The organism is Caballeronia mineralivorans PML1(12), assembly GCF_001028175.1.
Classification (GTDB): domain Bacteria; phylum Pseudomonadota; class Gammaproteobacteria; order Burkholderiales; family Burkholderiaceae; genus Caballeronia; species Caballeronia mineralivorans.
In genome coordinates, this window is record NZ_AEJF01000135.1 from 16,748 (window position 1) to 38,007 (window position 21,260).

Genomic DNA, 21,260 nt, shown 5'->3' on the forward strand with positions numbered 1-21,260 from the left:
GTCATAGCGTCCGGTGCAATGGGCGGCATCGCCTACGCAGCTGAAGGCTCGACGCCCGGCTCCGCGCCGAAGCCTTCCGCGCCATCGGCTGCGAAAGCGTTCGTGCCACCCGCCGAAGCAGCGATGCCAACGGACGAGTTTGGAAAATCGATCAAGTTAGGCGAGCAGATCTTTACTCACACGCAGGAATTTGCGGGGAAGTACGTTGGCAACTCATTAAATTGTGCAAGTTGCCATCTGGACGCGGGCCGCAAACCAGACTCAAGCCCACTTTGGGCGGCGTATCTCGTGTATCCGGCGTATCGAAGCAAGAACGGGCACGTCAATTCATTTGCCGAACGTTTGCAGGGATGTTTTCGCTACAGCATGAACGGCAAGGCGCCGCCGCTTGGCGATCCCGTGCTCGTCGCACTCGAGACTTACGCCTTCTGGCTGGCGAAAGGAGCGCCGGTCGGCGAAAAGCTTCCTGGGCAGGGATACCCCAAGCTTCCCGCGCCGGCGCTGAAAGCCGACTACACGCGCGGCAGTCAGGTCTACGCGCAACACTGCGCGTTGTGCCATGCAGCGCACGGGCAGGGACAGTCGAGCGGAGGCAAGGCGGTTTTCCCGCCGCTTTGGGGCGCGCATTCTTTTAACTGGGGCGCAGGGATGGGCGAAATTCAAAACGCTGCTGGGTTCGTCAAGGCGAACATGCCGCTGGGCTTGGGCAATACGCTGACCGACCAGCAGGCGTGGGACGTTGCAACGTTCATGGATAGCCAGGAGCGGCCCCAGGATCCTCGCTTTACCGGTTCCGTCGAAGCGACCCGTGCGAAATACCACGACTCACCCAATTCGATGTACGGGGAAAAGATCAACGGCCGGGTATTGGGAGCGCCTTGAAGATGGCTTTGTCGCGATGGAGATGGTCCGCGCGCAGGCGCCTACACAATGCGCTGCGTATAAGCCGGCAGATCCGGCTCGGGCAGCATGGCCAGCACCATCGTCGAATCGTGGTTGCTGCGTCAGGCGCGCATGAATTCGTTCCAGCGGCGCACCAGGTAGTTATGCTCGTCCATCACGGAATCCCACACGGCGATACGGCCCATGCACGCAACGTAATTGCCGCCGTCGCGCTGCTGGCCCGCGGTGACCAGATGCTTGCTGGTCGGCGCGGGCAGTTCCGCCGCGGCGGGTCGTTTTGAGATGTGGGAAAAGGTGCGTTGCCGAGGAGGTGACGATTGGTTAGGGCGGTGGGCAAGCTAAGCCAATGGGTCGCTAGGCAGCGGTAACTGCACACCGCCGATAACGTCGGTGATTTGCATGAGGACCGCTTTTCCGCCCGCGCGGGAGCCGACCCGGCCGAACATTGTTCCTGTTTTGGGGTTCACCGATCCTTCTACGCTTCCAGCACCCGCGCACTCAGAATGCGCGAGAGATTCACCTCGATCCAGTCCGCCAGCGAAGTGACTTGCCGCGCGACCTCCTCACCCAGCGGCGTCAGCCGATAGTCCACATGCGGCGGCACCTCCTCGTACGCGGTGCGTATCACGAAGCCATCGGCCACCAGCCACTGCAAAGTCTGCGCGAGCATCTTTTCGCTCACGCCATCCACCTTCCGACGCAGATCGCTGAAACGGCATGTCTGGTCCAGCAACACCATCAAGACGAGCACGCCCCATCGGCTGGTGACATGCTTGAGCACCTCCCTCGACGGGCAGTCCGCCGACAGCAATTCGCCGCGGCGCACCTGGTCCGACAACGGGACGCCGTCGCGGGGGAAATCAACGTCTGAGCCCATGGATACTTACCTCGGCGTACGTACTTACGAAAAGTTAGTTTATCCGATACGGTACGGCTTCTGTTGTCATTTCCTCCAGGAGTTTGATCATGATCGTCGTCACCGGAGCTACGGGCCAACTCGGCCGACTCGTTATCCAGGCATTGTTGAAGACCCAACCCGCAAGCGAAATCGTTGCTGCCGTTCGCAGTCCGGAGAAGGTCGCCGACCTCGCCGCGTTGGGCGTGCAAGTCCGGCGCGCCGACTATAACGAACCCGCCACGCTCGACGCTGCCTTCGAGGGCGCGGACAAATTGCTGCTGATCTCATCGAGTGAAATTGGCTGGCGCGCGGTCCAGCATCGCGCCGCTATCGAAGCGGCGAAACGCAGCGGCGTCGAATTGATCGGCTATACCAGCGTGCTGCACGCCGACACGACGCCGCTGGGACTGGCCGCCGAACATCGCGAAACCGAAGCGGCATTGCGCGCGTCGGCGGTACCGTTCGTTTTGCTACGTAACGGCTGGTACACCGAGAACTACACGCACAGCCTGGCCTCCGCGCTCGAACACGGCGCGATCCTTGGCTGCGCGGGGAACGGCAGGATTGCGTCCGCGGCGCGTGCGGACTACGCGGAGGCAGCAGCGATCGTGATGACACGCGACGCGCAAGCGGGATGCGTCTATGAACTGGCCGGCGATACCGCGTACACCCTCGCCGATCTCGCCGCCGAGGTGACACGGCAATCGGGCAAGAAGGTCGAGTACCGCAATCTCTCCGAGCCGGAATATAAGGAGGCATTGATCGAAGTTGGATTACCGGAGGCTGTGGCCGAGCTGTTGTCGGATTCGGACACAGGCGCATCGAAAAGAGCGCTCTTCGATGACGGTCATCAATTGAGTACGCTCCTCGGCCGGCCGACAACTCCGTTGGCGGCCGTGGTTGCCGCGGCTCTCGCGGCGTAATCGCGGGTTATCTAGATAGGGATGGTGCGGGTCGGTCGGTGATTCAGACCGGCTTGCACGATTCTCATCCAGCTCTCGTTGCGCTGAACGATACATCGCAAGGCTCGACTCGCGGTGCCACTCCACTCATCAGCTTTAGTTTTCCACCCAGCGTCCGGATGCGGACACTTCGGTCTTCTCTACTCCCTCTGATTCTATTTGGAGCTCGGTCATAGCGCGTCGACCACCGACGACGCACGACCATCACTCACCCTGCTCTGTACACTTATCAGATGTAGCGTTTTTTGTTGTCAAACCGCCCATGCGCTGGTAGCCTCCTTCCAAGCTATTGAAACCAAAGCATAAATAACTCATGTCGGCTGCTTCGCCTACGTCATCTGTCCACAATCTCGAGAACCGCTCGTCAATCAAGCGGCTCACGCGCGAACATTTCGCGCTGTACCGCGGTTATCTGGATGGCGTTTCGATCGAACAGCTACATGCGACCTACGGCGACGCCACTACCGACGTCCGTGCCACCCGCCGCCTCATCGAACTTCTACGCGACACGCTGTCCGGCGCTGCACGCCGCACGCGCGATGTCGAAGCCACGCATCTTCTGCGCCTCAGGCCGGGCAGCATTCCAGAAGCACAACGGTTGGCAGCAAGCGAAATGCCAACGCTGGAGGCCTATCGCGAAGCTGTCGATCCAAACGGTTTTCACAGCGAAGCCGAGCTTCTGGAGCTTTATCGAGCGGAGTTTCCGCTGGAAAACGCGCCGGGAGTCGACCGGCGCACGACCCGGAATGCGCGTCTGCGCCGGCGCCAGGTCGACGCGCTCGCTCGCATGGAAGTCAGTCTGGTCCAGGCGCCGCAGCGTGACCACCCTGTCGCGAGCTGGCTCGAACCCGCGATTGCCGGCCGGCTTCAACGCACTGGCATCCATACGCTTGCCGACCTCCTCGGATTTGTCGAGCAGCGCGGCCACCGCTGGCATGCAAGCGTGCCGCGCGTCGGGCCGAAAGCGGCGCGCCGCATTGTCGACTGGCTTGCTCTTCACGCCGATTCGCTGCGTCATACGCTGTCGAAGCGCGCGGTCACGCCGCGCCGGCGCTTGTCCAGCAGCGATCCGGGACTTGCACGGCCTCGCCAGAGTGGCATCGTTCCGATCGAATCGCTTGATGTACCCGCGGAAATCGACGGATCGAATGGCACGAACCGGGCGCGTAACCTCATTTTTCAATGTTCGCTGAACACAGATTTGCAGGCAATCGATGCATGGCTCGCCACGCGTCAACACAGCCCGCACACCGCGCGCGCTTACCGGCGGGAGGGGGAGCGGCTACTTCTGTGGGCGGTCAATGAGAAGAACAAGGCGCTCTCGTCGCTGGATAACATCGACTGTGCGCAGTACATCGAGACGTTTTTGGCCGACCCTCAGCCGGCTGCCCGCTGGGTGGGGAGCGCGAAAATCGAGCGTTTTCATCCCGATTGGCGGCCTTTTGTCGGCGGTCTCTCCGACCGTAGCCGGGAAACCGCGCGTGCGATTCTCCACGCGATGGGCCAATGGCTAGTCGACCAGAACTATTGGGCGAGCAATCCGTTTTCGGGTTCCCCGGCAGTGGCGATCGACGCGCGCATCGACGTTTCGGGGCGTTCCCTTGACCATAAGCAGTGGCAAAGCGTGGTTCGGGCGACGTCTCGCGACCGGTATTCTCAACGAGAATTGCGTGACTATCTGGCGCTGAACCTTGCCTATTCGACTGGGCTCCGCCGAGCGGAATTGGCCTATGCCACGACTGGCCGGCTTACCCATACGGCGCTGAGAAGCACAATAGACAAAGGCTGGCAGTTAGCCGTACCCGGAAAAGGCTGCGCGGCGCGGATCATCCCGGTCCCGCAGGCCGTGATGGAACTGATTTTTGAGAGTCTGCGAGCCCGCGGTTTGCCCGGGGATCCTGGCGCGTGTCCAGTCGATACCCCGCTTCTCGCGCATTTCCGTACCGGCAAATCACTCACGCCCGATGGCCTTGGGCAGGTATTCCGTCGGCTGTTCTCCTGGACCGCCCCCCTTTCGACGGCGCAAAGCCTGGCCGATTTGCGTAATCGCCCTAATGCCAGCACGCATTGGATCCGCCATACCCACTCGCACTACGCGCTCGAAAGCGGCGCGGATTGCCGGGAGGTTCAAGCTCGCCTCGGCCACGCGAACCTTTCGACGACGCTTCTTTATGTGAAAGCTCGTCGCCATGGTCAGGTCGCGAGCGGTAAAACCGGTGTTCTGCCGAATCGATAACAGCAAGAAATTCCTCGCCGGCGCTTGAATCTGCAGACCTAAAGCGCCGCAAAACCCCCAATTCGCCTCAAGTCTTTTCTCATCTTTTTCCCCGAAGTCCAACAACCACGTGCCTTTGCGGCCATCGCGGTCCGGCAAAGTTTACTTGCGTTTACTCCGTATACCTCTTAGTCTTCGGTTACCGTCGGTTCTACCTTTTCAGGGAGAATCCACGTTTTTGGTAGAACCAGAGCCACCGGGAAGAACGCATGGATATTAACCTTTCGACGCCACCCATCGAGGTGACGCCGGACGACCTCGTCAATTTGGCGGCTCGTTCCGCGAAAATGCTCGAGCGAATTCGCACTCAAATGCTCCAGCCGTTCCCACGGAAGGTTGCCCCGGCGTTCCCGAGCGGCAAACTGCAGGAACTATGCGGCATTGACAAAGCGCGCTTCTCCTATCTGATCAAGAAAGGAGAACTGCCGCAAGGCACCCAGGAAAAACCTGGAGCCGCGCGGCAATTCACGCTCGCCGAAACCATTGAATGGGTCAAGGCGGAACGCAAGCCAAGACAGCGTCCGCCTGGAAAAGACGGAAAGGTCATAGCGATCGGCAACTTCAAGGGCGGCGTGACTAAAACCACGACGTCGATGGTGCTGGCGCAGGGCCTGTCTCTGCGTCACGGCCGCCGGGTTCTTCATATAGATATGGATCCCCAAGGGAGCGCCACAACGCTCTACGGCATCAACCCGCACGCGGAAATCAACGGCGACCAGACCATTCTGCCGTTGATCGAGGCCTACGTGAGCGGCGAAACCTTTGATATGAAGGATTTGCCCATGCAAACGTATTGGGAAAACCTCGACCTGATCCCGTCGTCTACCGATCTGTTCAATGCCGAATTCATGCTGCCGGCGCGCGTCCACGCGTCACCGAGCGCCAAATTCTGGAACGTGCTGAACGACGGGCTCAAGGAACTCAAGCACGAGTACGACTACATCATCATCGATACCGCGCCCACGTTGAGTTACCTCACCATCAACGCACTTTTCGCGGCGGACGGAGTCATTGTGCCGGTGATGCCGGACACGCTCTCGTTCGCATCGATGGTTCAGTTCTGGTCGCTTTTCTCGGACATGGTCTCCGGCATGAAGCAGTTTGGGGAATCGGCGGACGAGGCCAAGGTGTTCGATTTCATCGACATCCTGGTGACGCGCATGCCGAATAAGGCGAACGCATCCATTGTCCGCGACTGGGTTATCACGACCTATGGCGAGCGTGTCTTGCCGGTCGAAATCCCGGAAACCGACCTTGCGCGCACGACCACCAACGATTTTTCCACGGTGTACGACTTCCCGAACTACGACGGCAATGCCGCGACGCTTCGACGAATCCGCGTGCCCTATGACCAGGTGGTGGATTTGATCGACAGCAAGGTTTGTTACCTCTGGGACAAGGAGTAAGCATGTCTACAGCAGCGAAACAAAAGGCGAAGGCAGCGGGTATTCGTCTTGACGACGACAGTGCAGACACGCCTTCGGAGCCGGTCCTGCCGCGTACCGCGCCTGGGCAACTGATCGGCCTTCAAGGTCGAGTGCACAGCCAGCAAGCGGAAATCGACAAACTGAAACGAGCGCTTGAACAGCGAGCGCCCGGCAAGCTGCCGCTGGACAAGCTGCATGAAATTCCAGGGCGGCGGCGAAAGCTCGCCCCTGCAGAGTACGCCGAACTTAAAGCAAACCTGACGGCTTATCCTCTCGCTCAGCCTATTACGGTGCGCGAGCGCCACGATGGCGAGTACGACATCGTGGCGGGGCATAACCGCGCTTCGGTGTATCGCGAGCTTGGACGCACGGAAATCGACGGCATCGTGCTGGACATCGATGCGTCGATGGTCGAGTACGCAGCATTCTTTTCCAACCTCCTATCGCCGACACTTTCCGATTTCGAGAAGTTCTGGGGCTTTAAATCACTTCAGGACTCGACCGGAATTACGAAAGAAGATTTAGCAAAGGCAGCCGGCATCAGCGACTCGCACGTCGGACGGATCATGAAGTTTGATCTACTTCCCGATGAATGTAAGGAACTGCTGTCGGCCCGCCCGGAACGATTGGGAAGCAACGCTGCAGAGCAGATGGCGAAGGCGGTGGCTGAGGGTCGGGTGGACAAGGTTAAAGCAGCGATCGAGCGACTCTTGGCCGACGATACATACACTCAGGCTCAGGCGGTTGCGGCTACGAAACCGGATCGACTACCCCGTGAAAGACATGAGCCCTTGGTTGTCAAACGGGGCGCGAAGAAGGTTTGCCAGATTTCAGCGCGAAACGGCGTTGTCGGCGTGTCGTTCTCCGGCAAAGCGGCTGATGAAGCAGAGCACTGGGCTGAACGAATTCACGCTTTTATCGAGTCGGAACTCGAAAAACAGTAATCCCTAGTAGGGAACTGCTTTAAATCAATGACTTAGCGTGCAGCACACCAGCAACTCGAAGTCCTGATCTTGACGCTCAAGACTTCCCTAGTAGGGAATCGTTAAAAATCATGGACTTAACCAAACGACCGAGAACGATCATGAACTGATTTCAACGCAGGAAAAACAAAAGCCTTCGGCGGGAACCGAAGGCTTTTGAGTAATCGGGCTTCGCTGTCGCTTGCCCACCGCTGCATTTCTCCGACGGGAATCGGATAAAGGCCCAACACCTCGAAGTGTAGCGGATAGCGATCGGCAGTCAAGCGTTTCTCTTCCATTTTGAAGAAATGGACGTGTGACATGCTTATCGCGCAACTTTCCGTTGCTGGCGAGGGGGACTTGTACCCTCTTCCACCCCCCGACGACTCCGTCAACATCGATTCCATCAGCATCGATTCCGTCGACCTGGATCAGACTGCGCTGGATGAATTCCTAGCCGGTCAATCTAACCTCCCTTGGGTCGTATTCCGGGCCGCGCATCGCGCTGCGAACTTTCCTGCACTCCCTGCTCGCGCTCGGGCAGTGCTGGCTGCCCTTGCCCGCACTGTCGACGCCAATCGTCCCTATGCCGCCATATTCGCCCGTCGTGAGCTTTTGACTGGCCGCGCCATGCAGTCGATGCGAACGTTCTATCGGAGCCTGGACGATCTCGAAGCGGCTGGCCTGATTGAGCGAGTTCCCCAGAAACGCTTCGGGACAGCGGGTTTGTTTGGTCGCGCCTATCTTCACCTCACCGAGAAATCCGCAATCGTCCTCGGGTATATCTCAGCGCCTTCTGCCCAGCAGCCTTCAGGTCCACAACCCGACGAGATACCTTCGTCGAATGCCGAGCAAGTCAACGAACCCGATCATTCATTTAGCTCGCCGTATGTCACCGTGGCAGACGGAGCTATATATAAGGATCTGTTCCCTAAGAATCAAAAGAGACAACCAGGAGACCTCCCCGCGGACCTCCAGCGCCTGCTGAGCTTGGGTTTTCGTCAATTTTTGATTTTCAAACTGATGCGCGAAGCGAAGGCTCATGCGAAGTTGTTGTCCGATGTAGTTGAGGCCACCTGGGAGCATTTGCGAAATGCGAAGCGCCCAATCAGCTATCTTCGAGCCCTGCTTCGCTCACCCGTCGATTTTGGTCATCAGATTCGCGCTAAGCGCCTTGCCGCGGAACGATTGGCTGAGGAGAAAGCGCGCGCTGCAAGCATTGATGCCACGATTCTCCAGTGCGCCGGACACACCTTTATCGACAGCGCCAGCACCCGGCTTATCACGATCTCCAGCGCCGCCGATTCGATCATGGTGCACCACTGCCAGGAAGCAAGGCCACGCGTCGCAACCGGACAGTGGGCAGCTGCCTTCGTCACTGCGCTGAACGCAAGAGAAGTCGTTCCCGCAACGTCCGGGCAGATCCAAGATTTCCGATTGAAGTGCAACCGTAATCGTCACACAGTCCAGTCGACGACCACGACAATACCCGAACACGCAATGCCGCGAACCCGGACGTCAACGATCAACGATCGTCTCAGTGAGATGAAGAAGATGTTGCGGGCTACGTGCGCTGGGGTCTCGTTGGAGAATCGCGAAGACCGGTTTGGCGAGGGTTCAGAGCATAGCCTGCCTGTGAACGGTTGACCGCTCGATTCGGGAATTTTCCGCAGAGGTCACGAAAATGGGATGTGCTTTGTTAGCCACAGCATCCGGTTTGCAATTGCTTTACCAGATTCGCGCGTCGTGGCAATCGAGGGAGAAATGGGCCGAAAAAACCGCCCCAAGCGATTTGGGTTGTTCGTTCACCGACTGCGTTTCGGACCTGTTGATGACACGCAAAACAGGCGCAGCCCCTGTAGATATTTGTACCGCAACAGCACGGCGAAATCCCACGGACCGACGCGAGATTCTGATCGCATCGCGGATAGATAGGAACCTCCAACTTGATCGCTGCGGATAAACGAGAACCGATGGGGTTTGAACGACCGCAACTAACGGTCAATTCATGCAGCATCCACCCTCATAGTCGAGCCGAGTTGGATTGTCGTCTCCGCAACCCAAAAATGCTCTCCAGAACAGGGCTTTCGAACAGGTGCGATCAGTTCGCGAACATCATGGCGAGTTCCCGGCTTACCACTTAACCAGAGGCATCCGAACTATTCAATATCGCCGATCTCCGGTAGTACGGTTATCTTCAGCAGTTCGAGAACATGTACGACAATCATTCAATAATATAAATGAAATAGAAGCACGACACTCGTCGCAACCGTACCAGCCTGAGCCGTACGGTCATTCTTTTCTGCATGCCACATCAAGTATCATGTCGACATGATTTTTGTCAGACGAGAATACAATAATGACAACCGAAATGGGTTTGGTGCGGCCGGAAACGCTGCGCCACCAGGTGGAGAACGTACTGCGACAGGCCATCATGTCCGGACGCTTTGCGCCGGGCGCGCGGCTCATCGAGCGTGAGCTGTGCGAGACGCTGGGTGTCAGCCGGACATCGGTTCGGGAGGCCCTGCGCCGGTTGGAAGCGGAGAAGTTGGTACGCAGCGTGCCGCACAAAGGACCTGTGGTCGCGATCATGTCGAAGCAAGAGGCGGCTGAGTTGTACGCAATCCGCGGCTTGCTCGAAGGTTTTGCCGCGGCCGAGTTCGCCCGCATTGCCGACGAAGGGGCCATCGCGCAGTTCGGTGAAAAGGCCAAGGCCCTTCGCGCGCAGGCGCAGGCAAACGATCAAGCGGGTGTGCTCAAGGCGAAGACCGAGCTCTACGACGTCCTGCTCAACAACTGCGGCAACGCCCTCGCGAAGGAGATCCTGACGAGCCTGTATTCGCGGGCCAACTTGTTGCGCGCGACCTCGCTGATGCATCCGGATCGGCTACCAAGTAGCCTTCGTGAAATCGACAAACTGTTCAAGGCACTGAAGGCCCGAGACGCGGAAGGTGCCGGGGCGGCCGCACGGCTGCATGTGGCAAATGCGGAAAAGGCCGCAATGCGCATGCTCGATGAATCGTCGGAAGCTGAGGAGTAGTAGGGCGCATGAGCTGCGCAGGAGACAGCAGCGTCCATGGCCAATAGTGGATGCAGCCGGTTAACTATCTTCCCGCAGCGAACGCTGAAACCTGTAAGCAACGCGAATCGAAACACCACCGAAAGATGCCGTTCCAACCCGCGTTGGAACGGCATCTTTCGTTTGAACTCAGCAACTTTCATTGAGCGCATAAACTGGCCGCCGGCAACGCACGCCTCAAGCTTTTGGCAATGAGCCAGCGACGAGACAGAGGCTCCGACTCCATTCATTCAGGAATGAGACTACCGTCGACCACTGTGGACGCAGTTGGCTCGCGTCACTAACCTCCGCCATTTTCTGTGCATGTCACCTATCCAGACGAGCACAAGCCAGCCAACTCTCAACGACCGAAATAAATCGAATGCGTGCCATTCGCCGGGCTCATTGGCATCTGCAGGCCCGAAGCGGAACTACCGCTGATCGACGGACCATACGACGTTGCGGACACGCCTCGTTCCGTTTCCACGCGCTGTTCAGCAGCTTGTGCATGGTCAGGATAGCTCGTGCGGTCGGCTGCGGGGTTATAACCCGCCTGCTCCATTTGCTGAAGGTCCATTTTCACTGCCGCGCGAGTCACTTGCGTGTTGTCCTGAGCAAATGCGAGCGCCGGTGCAGCAACGGTCGAAGCGATGACAAGCGCGGGAACGAAAGACTTGAACATGATTGAATCTCCCCTGAAATTTGCCCATGAAATATATGCAAACTGCAGGCCAGATCAGCGATTGCTTGGTCTATCCGCCAATTCTCCATACGAGCCGCAATAATCCGGCTGACAGCGTTCGCGCGGTCGCTGCCTCGTTGCGCCGAAAGTAACAAAAGCCGCGTTAAGGATTGCCGACAGTGGTCAGTATTTACCCGAGCCGGAAAAATACGACATAGCAGCCTGCCCAAACAAACAGGCCCGAAAACAAGGCTCAAACCTAACCAAAACCCTGAGCCTCCCACGATATCTCTCCGTCCAACATCCTTATTTCAATTACTTGTTTTTGAAAAATGTAATAAACGCCTACGATAGTTTCTTGAACGTATCAATTCCCTGTCGTGAGCAGCTCACAACCCTAACGGCCATGACCTACGACGAATCCGAAACGCGCTCTCCTGATCTGCTAGCTCCGCCCACGTCTGCGCCCGTGTCCACAGTGCTACGCGGCGACGACGCTTACGAGCGTATCCGCCGCGACCTGCTCTCATGCAAGCTGATGCCCGGATCGACTGTGACCGAAAGCCAGCTGATGGCGGCGTACGACATTGGCAAGACGAGTTGCCGCATTGCACTCGTGCGGCTAGTGCACGAAGGCTTCGTGCGTTCGTTGCCGCGGCAGGGTTACCGGATCGCCGCGATCACGCTGAAAGACGTGGAAGAAGTGTTCGCACTGCGCGTGCAACTCGAGCCGCTGGCAGCGCGGCTGGCGTGCGGCCGTGTCGATGTGGAACTGCTGCGGCGCCTCGAAGCGGCGTGCCGCGTGCCGCATCCGGAGCGCGCGTTATCGGCGCAAATCGATGTATTCCTCGACGCCAATCGCGAATTCCACCTTGCAATAGCCGCGGCAAGCGGCAATGAGCGCTTGCATAGAACGCTGGCGAGTCTGCTCGATGAAATGTCGCGCCTCGTCGCACTCGGCTTTGGCGTGCAGGGCACGAAACCCGAGATCAAGCACGATCACAACGCGATGATCGACGCGTTCGTCGCGGGCGACGAACGCCGCGCGGAGACCATCGCGCGCCGTCATATAGAGACGTTCCAAAGCATGACGATGGAGAAGGTCTACGCGAGTCTCTCCAGCGCGGGCGCATCCTTGCCGCTTTACACGGTGGCGGAGTTGCGCCGATGAGCGCTGCCATTTCATTGCGCGGCGTAGGTAAGCATTTTGGATCCCTGCAGGTGCTGGACGGTGTTTCCTTCGATGTCACCCAAGGCGAAATCGTGGCGCTGCTGGGCACGTCGGGCTGCGGCAAGAGCACGCTGCTCAACATGGTCGCCGGGCTGCTTGAGCCGGGTGAAGGTGAACTCTGGATTGATGGCAAGCGCGCTGAAGGAACGAAGGACCGCAACGCGCTCTCCTACATGTTCCAGGAGGACCGCTTGCTGCCGTGGCGCACAGCACGTGCGAATGCCGAGTTCGGCCTCGAAGCGGCGAGCCCCGCTATTGCGTCACGCGATCGTCATACGCGTGCGAACGCAGTCCTTGATCTGGTAGGCCTGCAAGGTTTCGCCGATGCCCATCCGCATCAGCTATCCGGCGGCATGCGCAGCCGTGTCGCGCTCGCAAGGAGCCTTGTCACCGGTCCGCGCATCCTGCTGATGGACGAACCGTTCTCGAAGCTCGACCCGCAGATGCGCTCGCAAATGCACGACGAGCTGCTGCGCATTCACGCAATGCAGCGCATGACCGTTTTGTTCGTTACCCACGACGTGGAAGAAGCCATCGTGCTCGCCGATCGCGTGGTCGTACTCGCGCCGCGTCCAGGTCGCGTGCGCGAGATTGTCAGTGTCGATCTGCCGCGTCCGCGTACCGCTACCGATCCGACCGTCGCCGAAGCGATCCGCCAATTGCGTCTCCTGATCTGACCTATGTCCACAGTCCCGCGTAGTTCGTTCGCTTCGACCATTGCGCAACGCGTGGTGCTCGTTGTCATGCTGCTGACGCTTTGGTGGCTCGCGTCGCTACGCATGCCGCAGTTCGTTTTGCCCGGGCCGCTGAGAGTCGCGCATGCATTCGTCGGACTCCTACAGAGTGGAACGTTCTTCAATGACCTCGGCATCACACTGTATCGCGTAGTGGGGGGATTTTTGCTGGCGGCCGCGGTCGGTGCGCCGCTCGGCATTGCACTCGGATCGAACCCGCGCGTGGCGCATTTTTTCGAGCCGCTGCTGTCGATCGTGAATACGGTGTCGTCGGCGATCTGGGCCGTGTTCGCCATCATCTGGTTCGGCATTTCGAACTCGACCACCATCTTCGTGGTGTTCATGACCGCGATGCCGCTGATCCTGACCAACGTGTGGCAAGGCGCACTTACTGTCGATAGCAACCACGTAGAACTCGCGCGCAGCTTTCGCATGTCGCAGACGCAGATCATGCGCAAGATCTTCCTGCCGACCATCCTGCCGCATTTCTTCGCCGGTGCACGTCTAGCGTTTGGTTTCGGCTGGCGTGTGTCCTTGGTGGCGGAGACGATCGGGTCGTCGAACGGCATTGGATATCGCTTGCGGCAAGCCGCCGATCTCGTGCAGACCGATCAGGTTTTCGCGTGGACCGTGACGCTCGTCGTTCTTATGCTCGCGCTCGAAGCAGGCGTGTTGAAGCCGCTCGAACGCCATCTGTTTCGTTGGAAAAAAACCGACTGATACTGATCTAACGGGGAACAAGAAATCATGAGAGTCAAATCATTCTTCAGGCGAGCGGCGCTGTTCACGGCCGTAGCAGTGAGCGCGACAATAGGTACGGTGGAAACCGCGCAGGCGGAACCCATGCGCATCGGCTATTGGACCAGCGGCGTGAGCCTCGGCTTCGGCGCGGTACTTGAAGCGCAAAAATTCCTGCAGCAACGCGGCCTCGACGTCACCTTCATCCGTTTCTCCGATGTCAACGCGCCGAATCGCGCGCTGGCCGCCAACGCGATCGACTTTGCGTTCGCCGCGCCTGCCGCGGCTGTTTTTAGCACGGCAGCCGAGGGCGTGCCGTTGAAGATCGTGCTTGCGACACAACCGGCTGACGTCGAATTTGTCGCGGCGGAAGACTCGCCCATCAAGTCGCTCGCCGACCTGCGCGGCAAGAAGGTCGGCATGTCGCCGCCGGGCAGTTCGGTCGCAGCAATCGCCACCGCGGTGCTGCAGGGTAACGAGGGCATCAAGGCCGCCGACTTCTCCATCGTCCCTGGAAATGAAGGGCGCCTCGCTCAGTTCCTCGTGCAAAAACAGGTGGATGCAGCCGCACTGCGCTCGGTGACCATCGCACAACTAAAGGAGTTGAAGGTCAAGCGGCTCGGTAGTTTCGGCGGCGAATGGAAGAAACTGACGAAGTCCGACGCAACCCCCTACATAGGCGTGAGCGCGATCCGCGCGGATTACCTCGCACAGCATCCGCAAGATGTCGCGAAGCTGATCGCGGGGATGCGCACGGCGCTGCAATGGGGCGCGACGCATCAGAACGATGTCGCCGCGATCCTGCAGAAGAGCGCGAACCTGCCGGCCGACGACGCGCAAGCGTACGCCGCGCGCTGGTCGGATATCAACCGCGTGACCTTCGAGCCGATCGATCTGGAGACGCTCAAGCGTGAGCACCAGATCTTCGTGGACGGCGGTGTGATCAAAGGCACGCTGCCCGCCGATCTCTTCGATACCGGCCCGTATGCCGCATCGAAATCAATCCAATAACGTGGAGTAGACACCGTGACAACAAGCATTCCATCGACCATGAAGGCACTCGTGCTAAACGAGCATGGCGACCTTGATCAACTGCATGTGGTGAGTGATAAACCCGTGCCGAAAGCCACGCCCGGACACGTGGTGATTCGGGTGCGGGCATCGTCGTTCAATTATCACGATGTGTTCACCGTTAAAGGCATGCCGGGCATCAAGGTACCGTTTCCCGTTGTGATTGGCCTCGATATGGCCGGCGAGATCGCGGAGTTGGGCGAGGGCGTGGAAGTCTGGAAGACGGGCGATCGTGTACTCGTGAATCCGCTTTATCCCGAGAAGGGTTTGATGGGCGAAATGCTCGACGGCGGCATGGCGCAATACTGCCTGGTGTCAGTCGGACAGTTGATCCCGTTACCTGACGCCGTGAGTTACGACGCGGCGTCGGCGCTGCCGGTGGCGTACGGCACTGCGCATCGCATGCTGATCACGCACAAGACGGTGAAGGCCGGTGACCGCGTGTTGATTCTCGGCGCGAGCGGCGGGGTGGGCACGGCGTGCATTCTTATCGCGAAGCAACTGGGCGCGGAAGTGATCGCGTGTGCAGGCAGCGACGAAAAGTGCGAGCAACTGAAGGCGCTGGGCGCCGATCATACGGTCAACTACAAGAGCACGGACTTCTCGAAGTGGGCGATCGGTCAGTACGGCAAGCCGCAGCGCCGGACTTATGAGGGCGGGGTGGACGTGGTGGTGAACTTCACCGGCGGCGATACATGGGTGTCGTCGCTGAAATGCCTGAAGCGCGGCGGCACGTTGCTCGTGTGCGGCGCGACGGCCGGTCACGCACCCGCAGAAGACCTTCGATACATCTGGAGCTTCGAGTTGAAGATCATCGGCTCGAACAGTTTCTACGATGAAAACCTGCGCGCGCTGCTCGATCAGATCGCGGCGGGCGAACTGGTGCCGTCCATCGACCGGACGCTGCCGCTGGAACAAGCCGCCGAAGGACTGCGCCTGATTCGCGACCGGGAAGTGCTGGGCAAGGTCGTGGTCAACCCCTGAATCTATCGATGAGCTGAGGAAAACATCATGAGCGAAGCAACATTGCCGAGCGTGCAGGATATCGAGGCGCGTTTGCGGCGCGGTCCGTTCCATGAATGGCTGGGTTTGAAAGTGGTGTCGGTGAGCGAAGGCGAGATCGAACTGACCGCCACCTGGCGCGAAGAGTGGGTTGTGAATCCGGACAAGGGCTACACGCATGGCGGCATTCTCGCCGCGCTCGTGGACCTGGCGGCGGACTGGGCGCTGGTATCGAAGACCGGGCGCGGCGTGCCCACTATCGACCTGCGCGTGGACTATCACCGCGCCGCGTTCCAGGGCGACCTGACCGTGAAGGGCAAGGTGATCAAGTTCGGCGCGCAGGTCTCCGTGTCCGAAGCACAAGTCTTCGACAAAGACGGCAAGCTCGTCGCCAGTGGACGTGGCGCCTATTCAACAACCGCAACCGGGACCGCAGCGCCGGCCATTCCCTGATGCTGAAGCTCGATCATCTCGTCATCAACACACGGTTCGATACCGACGCTGCTCAACGCACCTTCGAGCAACTCGGCTTCACGGTTACGCCGCGCGGGTATCACACGCTCGGTTCGCTCAATCACGCGATCGTGTTCGATGACCACTATCTTGAACTTATCGGTTTGCCAGCCGATGGCAAGACCGTGCGCCAGGAGATTGTGTCGAGTCCGCTCGGCGCCGATGGTCTCGTGTTCCGCACCTACGATCCGGCTGCGACCTTCGATACCTTGCGCCGCGCCGGTTTCGATGCCACACCACCGCAGACCTTCTCGCGGCCCGTCGAGCCCCATGGCGATGCAAGGTTCGCCACGGTCCGACTGAAGCCTGGTCAACTCGACGGCGGCAGGGTTTATTTCTGCCAGCATCTGACACCCGAGCTGGTTTTCCGCAGCGAGTGGCAGAGTCATTCGAACGGCGCGGAGGGTTTAAGCGCGCTGCATCTGATCGATGTTGCGCCTGAGCCATATGTGCAGCTCGGCGAGATCGAGGCGGGCTTCGGGCTGGTGTACTGGACGCGTGCAGATTTCTACGCGCATTTCGGCACGGTCGCGCAGTACGTGGCTGCACATGGCCCGCGTTATGCCGCGATCACCGTGCGCACGCCGGCCTGGCGATCGGTGGGTGAGAGCGCGGACGCGGCGGGTTTCCCGACTGACATCGAGGTGCAACGCGCGCTCGTCGCGCTGCCTCGCTTCGACACCTTGCTGGAATTCACTCCATGACTGTCCCGACGAATCTCGGCGCGTTGATCGCACGTGACGCACACGACGCTGACGCGCTCGCCATTATCGGTCTGGACGACGGTTTCAACGAGCGTCGATACACCTTCGCCGAACTCGATGCTCTCGCCGATGCAGTAGCCCATACGCTCGCCGCTCAATACACGCGAGGCGAGCGCATCGCAGTGCTTGCTGCCAACTCGCCGGACTATGTTGCGACGACGCTCGGCATCATGCGCGCAGGGCTGGTTGCCGTGCCGGTCAACTATAAATTCCCACGGGCGCTGATTGCGGATGTGATCGCGGACAGCGGGGCGCGTCTCGTCTTCACCGATCCGCAACGTTTCGCCGATGCTCCGGTTAGTTTGCCGCGCGTGGTATTCGACGGCGAGCAAGACGCCGACGGCGCGCAAGGATTTGCATCGTTTATCGTGGAAGCAAAAGCGCGGAGCCAGACGTTCGAGCCCATCGTTCCGCATGAAAAAGAAGCCGCGTTGTTCCTCTATACATCGGGCTCGACAGGCCGGCCGAAGGGCGTCGTGCTCTCGCACGCGAGCCACCTCTGGGTGGTCGAGACACGCTTGAAAGCGCAGCCGCTGGACGGTGAGCGCGTGCTGATCGCCGCGCCGCTTTATCACATGAACGCGCTCGCGCTGGTGTTTCTCGCGCTTGCCGCGCGCGCCACGACTGTGCTGATGCCGGCCTTCAACGCACGCAATTACATTCGCGCCATCGATACATATCGATGCACATGGCTCACCTCCGTGCCGCCGATGATCTCCATGATGATGCAGGAGCGTGAACTGCTCGCACGCACGGATCTGTCGTCGGTGCGTTACGTGCGGATGGGCTCGGCGCCGGTCAGCGGCGCGTTGCTCGCCCGGACTCACGCGCTGCTGCCGAACGCGAAGGTCATCAACGCGTACGGCACGACCGAGGGCGGACCGGTCGTGTTCGGGCAGCATCTTGCCGGCTTGCCTACGCCGCCGCTCGCGATCGGCGCGGCGCATCCGCAAGTCGAACTTCGTCTCGTCGACACCAACGGCGAACTCGCCGGCGAAGGAGAACTGGAGATGCGCAGTGCGGGCCTGATGAACGGTTATCACAACCGCCCGGACCTTGCGCCGCCGATCACCCCGGACGGTTTTTATCGCACGGGCGATGTGTTTCGCCGCGATGAAAACGGCTTCTATACGTTTATCGGACGACGCGACGACATGTTCGTCTCCGGGGGAGAAAACATCTTTCCGGGCGACGTGGAAAAGATGCTGGAACGGCATCCGTCTATCCAGCAAGCGAGTGTGATTCCCGTCGACGATGCCATCAAGGGCACGAAGCCGGTAGCGTTTGTGGTGTTGAAACCGGGTGCGCAATTGAGCGCGGAGGCGGTGAAAGCGTTTGCGTTGGAACACGCGCCCGCGTATCAGCATCCGCGGCAAGTCTGGTTCGTCGACGCGTTCCCGCTCGCGTCGACCAACAAGATCGACCGGGCGGTTTTAAAGCGCGAAGCGGCAAAGCGGTTGACGGATGACGGGCACCGGGAGAAGGCCTGAAGGGCGCGAACTATCAACTTATATCATCAAGTTTGATATATTTAATATCCGATGATATAGCTCGATAGACGCGTTCTCCAAAACCTTCAACCCCCATCCTCAAGACCAATCAGTGCTTGTTCACCGGCGCAAACAACTTGTCGTACGCAGCGAGCAATTTGCCGTGAATAGCGCTTCCTTCCATATCGGCTCCAAGCTTGGGCAGGCCAAAGAAACGCTCCTTGCCGTCGAGCAACGCTTCCGCCTGACGCAGCGTTTGCGCGCCGTAAAGCAACGTGAGCGAGTGCTTGAAATCCTCCGGCTCATCAAGATTCAACAGCGCCTCGACACACCGGTAAACCAGCCAGCGCCCGTGGTTCATCTGGCGATAATGGTGGATCCAGTCGCAGCCTTCACGCGCGGCCTCCGTATCGCCGATAGCCGGCGCCGGCAAAGTCTTCAGTTCTCCGATACGCAGCTCCTTCCATGTCGTCCCCACTGGCACGGCCAGCCCGAGAATTTCCCATAGCGGCCTTTCGTCGCCCAGGTTCATTGTCTGCAGATCGTCGAGCAGCGTGCGGCATTCATCGTCGTCGAGTTCGTTCAGGCGGATGAGCCCCGGACGGATCTCGTTACCCACGCTGTTGTTCTCCCATTGCAGATCTTCGACCGGATAAATCTCCGACATGCCGGGCACGAGAATGCGGCATGCATCGACATCGAGTTCTTCGAAATCGGAGATATAAACGTCCTTGCCTTCAGCCGCGATACACGCGCACAGCCAGTCGTAATCCTCTTGCGTCGTCGTGCTGAAGTTCCAGTCCGCGAACGCGTGATCGGCTTCTTCGCCAAGGAAATCCCAGCTCACCACGCCGCTCGAATCCACAAAGTGAATCTCGAGATTCGCTACCGCGGTGATCTCGTCCATATCGAAACCGGGTTCAGGGAAGTTCTCCAGCGACTCGAGCGACTGGCCTTGCAGCAACTCGGTCAGCGCACGTTCAAGCGCGATCTCGAAGCGCGGATGCGCACCGAAACTCGGAAACACGCCCTGATCTTTCGGATGCAGCAAGGTCACGTTCATCACCGGATAACGGCCGCCCAGCGACGCGTCCTTCACCAGGATGCCGAAGCCCGCATCGCGCAACGCCTTCACGCCGGCCGCAATGCCGGGGTACCGCGCGATCACTTCTTCGGGTACATCGGGCAGGCACAATCCCTCGCTGATAATGCGGTACTTCACGTGCCGCTCGAAGATCTCGGACAGCGCCTGCGTGCGCGCTTCGAGCTTCGTATTGCCCGCCGACATGCCGTTGCTCACATACAGGTTGCCGATGAGATTCACCGGGAACCACGTGATCTCGCCGTCACGCAAACGCGTATACGGCAGCGCGCAGATGCCGCGATCCACGTTGCCCGAGTTCAGATCGACCATCACCGAGCCGTCGATATCGCTATCTGGGTTATAGAACGCATGCAGTTCGGGATTCAGCAATTCGGCCGGCCATGCGCCGTCGTCGGTGGGGGCGAACCAGTGTTTTTGCGGGCAGTGCACGAACGGGCGCTCGGCGCGCGTCTGTCCGAGATAGAAGTGGGTCCAGAAATAGTGACAGCCCAGGCGCTCGAAGAACTCGCCGAGCGCGCTCGCGCGCGCGGCGAGTTCCGACGCGCCCTTGCCGTTGGTGAACAGCAGCGGACAATCCTTGTCGCGCATGTGCACCGACCAGATGTTCTCCGCCGGATTGAGCCACGAGCTTTCCTCGAGGAAAAAGCCGCGCGCCGCGAGCTTCTGCTACATGGTGGCGATGGAAAATTCGAGCGATGCGTCCTTGCCGGGAATGAAGCTTTCGGTTTGCATGATGTGGTGCCTTTATCTAGGTCGAGGAGGAGTGTCAGGTGTCGGTGGGTGAAAGGCGTGACGTGGCGCGCGAGTTACGCACGGCGTCTGAACCATCCCGTGAGCGACAAGCGGTCGCGCGTCGCGGGCAATACTTCGTGGAGCATGTCGGCGGATAAAAACACCGCGATCCGGCTGCCGACCGGCGAGATGTCCTGCGTGCTCAAACCTTCCGGATGCAGCCGTAAAGCGCCGCCGTGCTCGGGCAGCCAATCCGCATTCAGATAGACGATGACGGACACGGTCCGGCTGTCGTCGTGGCGAAACTGGTCGCGGTGCAGCATGTATGAAGCCCCCGGCGCGTAGAACGCGAAATGGCTTTCGTATTCATCGAGACCCAGGAAAAGCCCGCGATTCAACGCGATGCGCAGCGTTTCCATGATCGCGAGATATCGGTCGCAGGCGTCCGATTGTCCCGCCTCCAGCCACTGGATCTGGTCGCCGCGCACGCCGGGCTGAAGCGAGCGCGCCGCGCCCTGGCTGACACGCGCCAAGGTCAGTGTGCCGGCCGCCGCGAGCGCGGCGCATTCTAGCGCCAGCGCGAGGGTCAGGTCCGGCGGCAAAAAAATGTCCTGCTCCGACCAGCCGTGTTCATGAACGGCATCGACGATAAGACGATGCAGGCCATCTGCGGACGCATCGGAATGCGCCGGCGGGTGCGATCGGGTCACTGC

Annotated in this window: 18 protein-coding genes and 1 pseudogene; 15 read left to right on the forward strand and 4 right to left on the reverse strand. The window is 59.7% G+C overall.

What is annotated here, in order from left to right; translation table 11 throughout:
• Positions 1-18 precede the first annotated feature (18 nt).
• Positions 19-882 carry a c-type cytochrome gene (locus EOS_RS21910; protein ID WP_235442912.1) on the forward strand — a complete coding sequence of 288 codons (864 nt, stop codon included), beginning with the start codon at positions 19-21 and terminating at the stop codon, positions 880-882.
• A gap of 496 nt (positions 883-1,378) precedes the next feature.
• Here EOS_RS21910 and EOS_RS21915 read toward each other — a convergent pair whose 3' ends face one another.
• On the reverse strand, positions 1,379-1,780 hold the full coding sequence (locus EOS_RS21915; RefSeq protein WP_047848803.1) for a winged helix-turn-helix transcriptional regulator: 402 nt from the start codon (positions 1,778-1,780) through the stop codon (positions 1,379-1,381).
• Between the two features lie 89 nt (positions 1,781-1,869).
• Between EOS_RS21915 and EOS_RS21920 the strand changes: the two genes are divergently transcribed.
• From EOS_RS21920 to EOS_RS21950, 6 genes are all read left to right on the forward strand, one after another.
• Positions 1,870-2,724, forward strand: a complete 855-nt coding sequence (locus tag EOS_RS21920; protein ID WP_047848804.1) for an SDR family oxidoreductase — start codon at positions 1,870-1,872, stop codon at positions 2,722-2,724.
• A gap of 352 nt (positions 2,725-3,076) precedes the next feature.
• Positions 3,077-4,999, forward strand: a complete 1,923-nt coding sequence (locus EOS_RS21925) for a site-specific integrase (protein ID WP_047848805.1) — start codon at positions 3,077-3,079, stop codon at positions 4,997-4,999.
• A 248-nt stretch (positions 5,000-5,247) separates the two neighbouring features.
• The gene (locus EOS_RS21930) at positions 5,248-6,444 is read left to right on the forward strand and encodes a ParA family protein (protein WP_047848806.1); all 1,197 of its coding nucleotides are present in this window, start codon (positions 5,248-5,250) and stop codon (positions 6,442-6,444) included.
• Between the two features lie 2 nt (positions 6,445-6,446).
• Complete coding sequence (locus tag EOS_RS21935; RefSeq protein ID WP_047848807.1) at positions 6,447-7,409, forward strand: ParB/RepB/Spo0J family partition protein; 963 nt, start codon at positions 6,447-6,449, stop codon at positions 7,407-7,409.
• A gap of 339 nt (positions 7,410-7,748) precedes the next feature.
• Entirely contained in the window at positions 7,749-9,074 is a 1,326-nt protein-coding gene (locus EOS_RS21945) for a hypothetical protein (RefSeq protein WP_047848809.1), read from the forward strand.
• A gap of 712 nt (positions 9,075-9,786) precedes the next feature.
• Entirely contained in the window at positions 9,787-10,467 is a 681-nt protein-coding gene (locus tag EOS_RS21950; RefSeq protein ID WP_047848810.1) for a GntR family transcriptional regulator, read from the forward strand.
• A gap of 379 nt (positions 10,468-10,846) precedes the next feature.
• Here EOS_RS21950 and EOS_RS21955 read toward each other — a convergent pair whose 3' ends face one another.
• Entirely contained in the window at positions 10,847-11,167 is a 321-nt protein-coding gene (locus EOS_RS21955) for a DUF4148 domain-containing protein (protein ID WP_047848811.1), read from the reverse strand.
• Positions 11,168-11,525: 358 nt separating this feature from the next.
• Between EOS_RS21955 and EOS_RS21960 the strand changes: the two genes are divergently transcribed.
• The 8 genes from EOS_RS21960 to EOS_RS21995 are packed head-to-tail and all read left to right on the forward strand — an operon-like array spanning position 11,526 to position 18,710.
• Entirely contained in the window at positions 11,526-12,338 is an 813-nt protein-coding gene (locus tag EOS_RS21960) for a GntR family transcriptional regulator (protein ID WP_235442911.1), read from the forward strand.
• On the forward strand, positions 12,335-13,075 hold the full coding sequence (locus tag EOS_RS21965; protein ID WP_047848812.1) for an ABC transporter ATP-binding protein: 741 nt from the start codon (positions 12,335-12,337) through the stop codon (positions 13,073-13,075). The genes EOS_RS21960 and EOS_RS21965 overlap by 4 nt, the downstream gene beginning before the upstream one ends.
• A gap of 3 nt (positions 13,076-13,078) precedes the next feature.
• Positions 13,079-13,852 (forward strand): ABC transporter permease, encoded by a 774-nt coding sequence (locus EOS_RS21970; protein WP_047848813.1) that lies wholly within the window; start codon positions 13,079-13,081, stop codon positions 13,850-13,852.
• Between the two features lie 27 nt (positions 13,853-13,879).
• Positions 13,880-14,881, forward strand: a complete 1,002-nt coding sequence (locus tag EOS_RS21975; RefSeq protein WP_047848814.1) for an ABC transporter substrate-binding protein — start codon at positions 13,880-13,882, stop codon at positions 14,879-14,881.
• A gap of 39 nt (positions 14,882-14,920) precedes the next feature.
• Positions 14,921-15,925 carry a quinone oxidoreductase family protein gene (locus EOS_RS21980; protein ID WP_200908685.1) on the forward strand — a complete coding sequence of 335 codons (1,005 nt, stop codon included), beginning with the start codon at positions 14,921-14,923 and terminating at the stop codon, positions 15,923-15,925.
• 27 nt (positions 15,926-15,952) lie between these two features.
• The gene (locus EOS_RS21985; protein WP_047848815.1) at positions 15,953-16,396 is read left to right on the forward strand and encodes a PaaI family thioesterase; all 444 of its coding nucleotides are present in this window, start codon (positions 15,953-15,955) and stop codon (positions 16,394-16,396) included.
• Entirely contained in the window at positions 16,396-17,160 is a 765-nt protein-coding gene (locus EOS_RS21990; RefSeq protein WP_047848816.1) for a VOC family protein, read from the forward strand. The genes EOS_RS21985 and EOS_RS21990 overlap by 1 nt, the downstream gene beginning before the upstream one ends.
• Complete coding sequence (locus EOS_RS21995) at positions 17,157-18,710, forward strand: class I adenylate-forming enzyme family protein (RefSeq protein WP_047848817.1); 1,554 nt, start codon at positions 17,157-17,159, stop codon at positions 18,708-18,710. Before EOS_RS21990 ends, EOS_RS21995 begins: the two co-directional genes overlap by 4 nt.
• Positions 18,711-18,819: 109 nt before the next feature.
• Here the strand turns inward: EOS_RS21995 and ycaO are convergent.
• Both ycaO and EOS_RS22005 read right to left on the reverse strand, forming a co-directional pair.
• Positions 18,820-20,469 (reverse strand): annotated as a pseudogene (gene ycaO, locus EOS_RS22000) (30S ribosomal protein S12 methylthiotransferase accessory factor YcaO); the annotation flags it as partial.
• A gap of 152 nt (positions 20,470-20,621) precedes the next feature.
• The gene (locus EOS_RS22005; RefSeq protein WP_082163466.1) at positions 20,622-21,257 is read right to left on the reverse strand and encodes a 2OG-Fe(II) oxygenase; all 636 of its coding nucleotides are present in this window, start codon (positions 21,255-21,257) and stop codon (positions 20,622-20,624) included.
• Positions 21,258-21,260 lie beyond the last annotated feature (3 nt).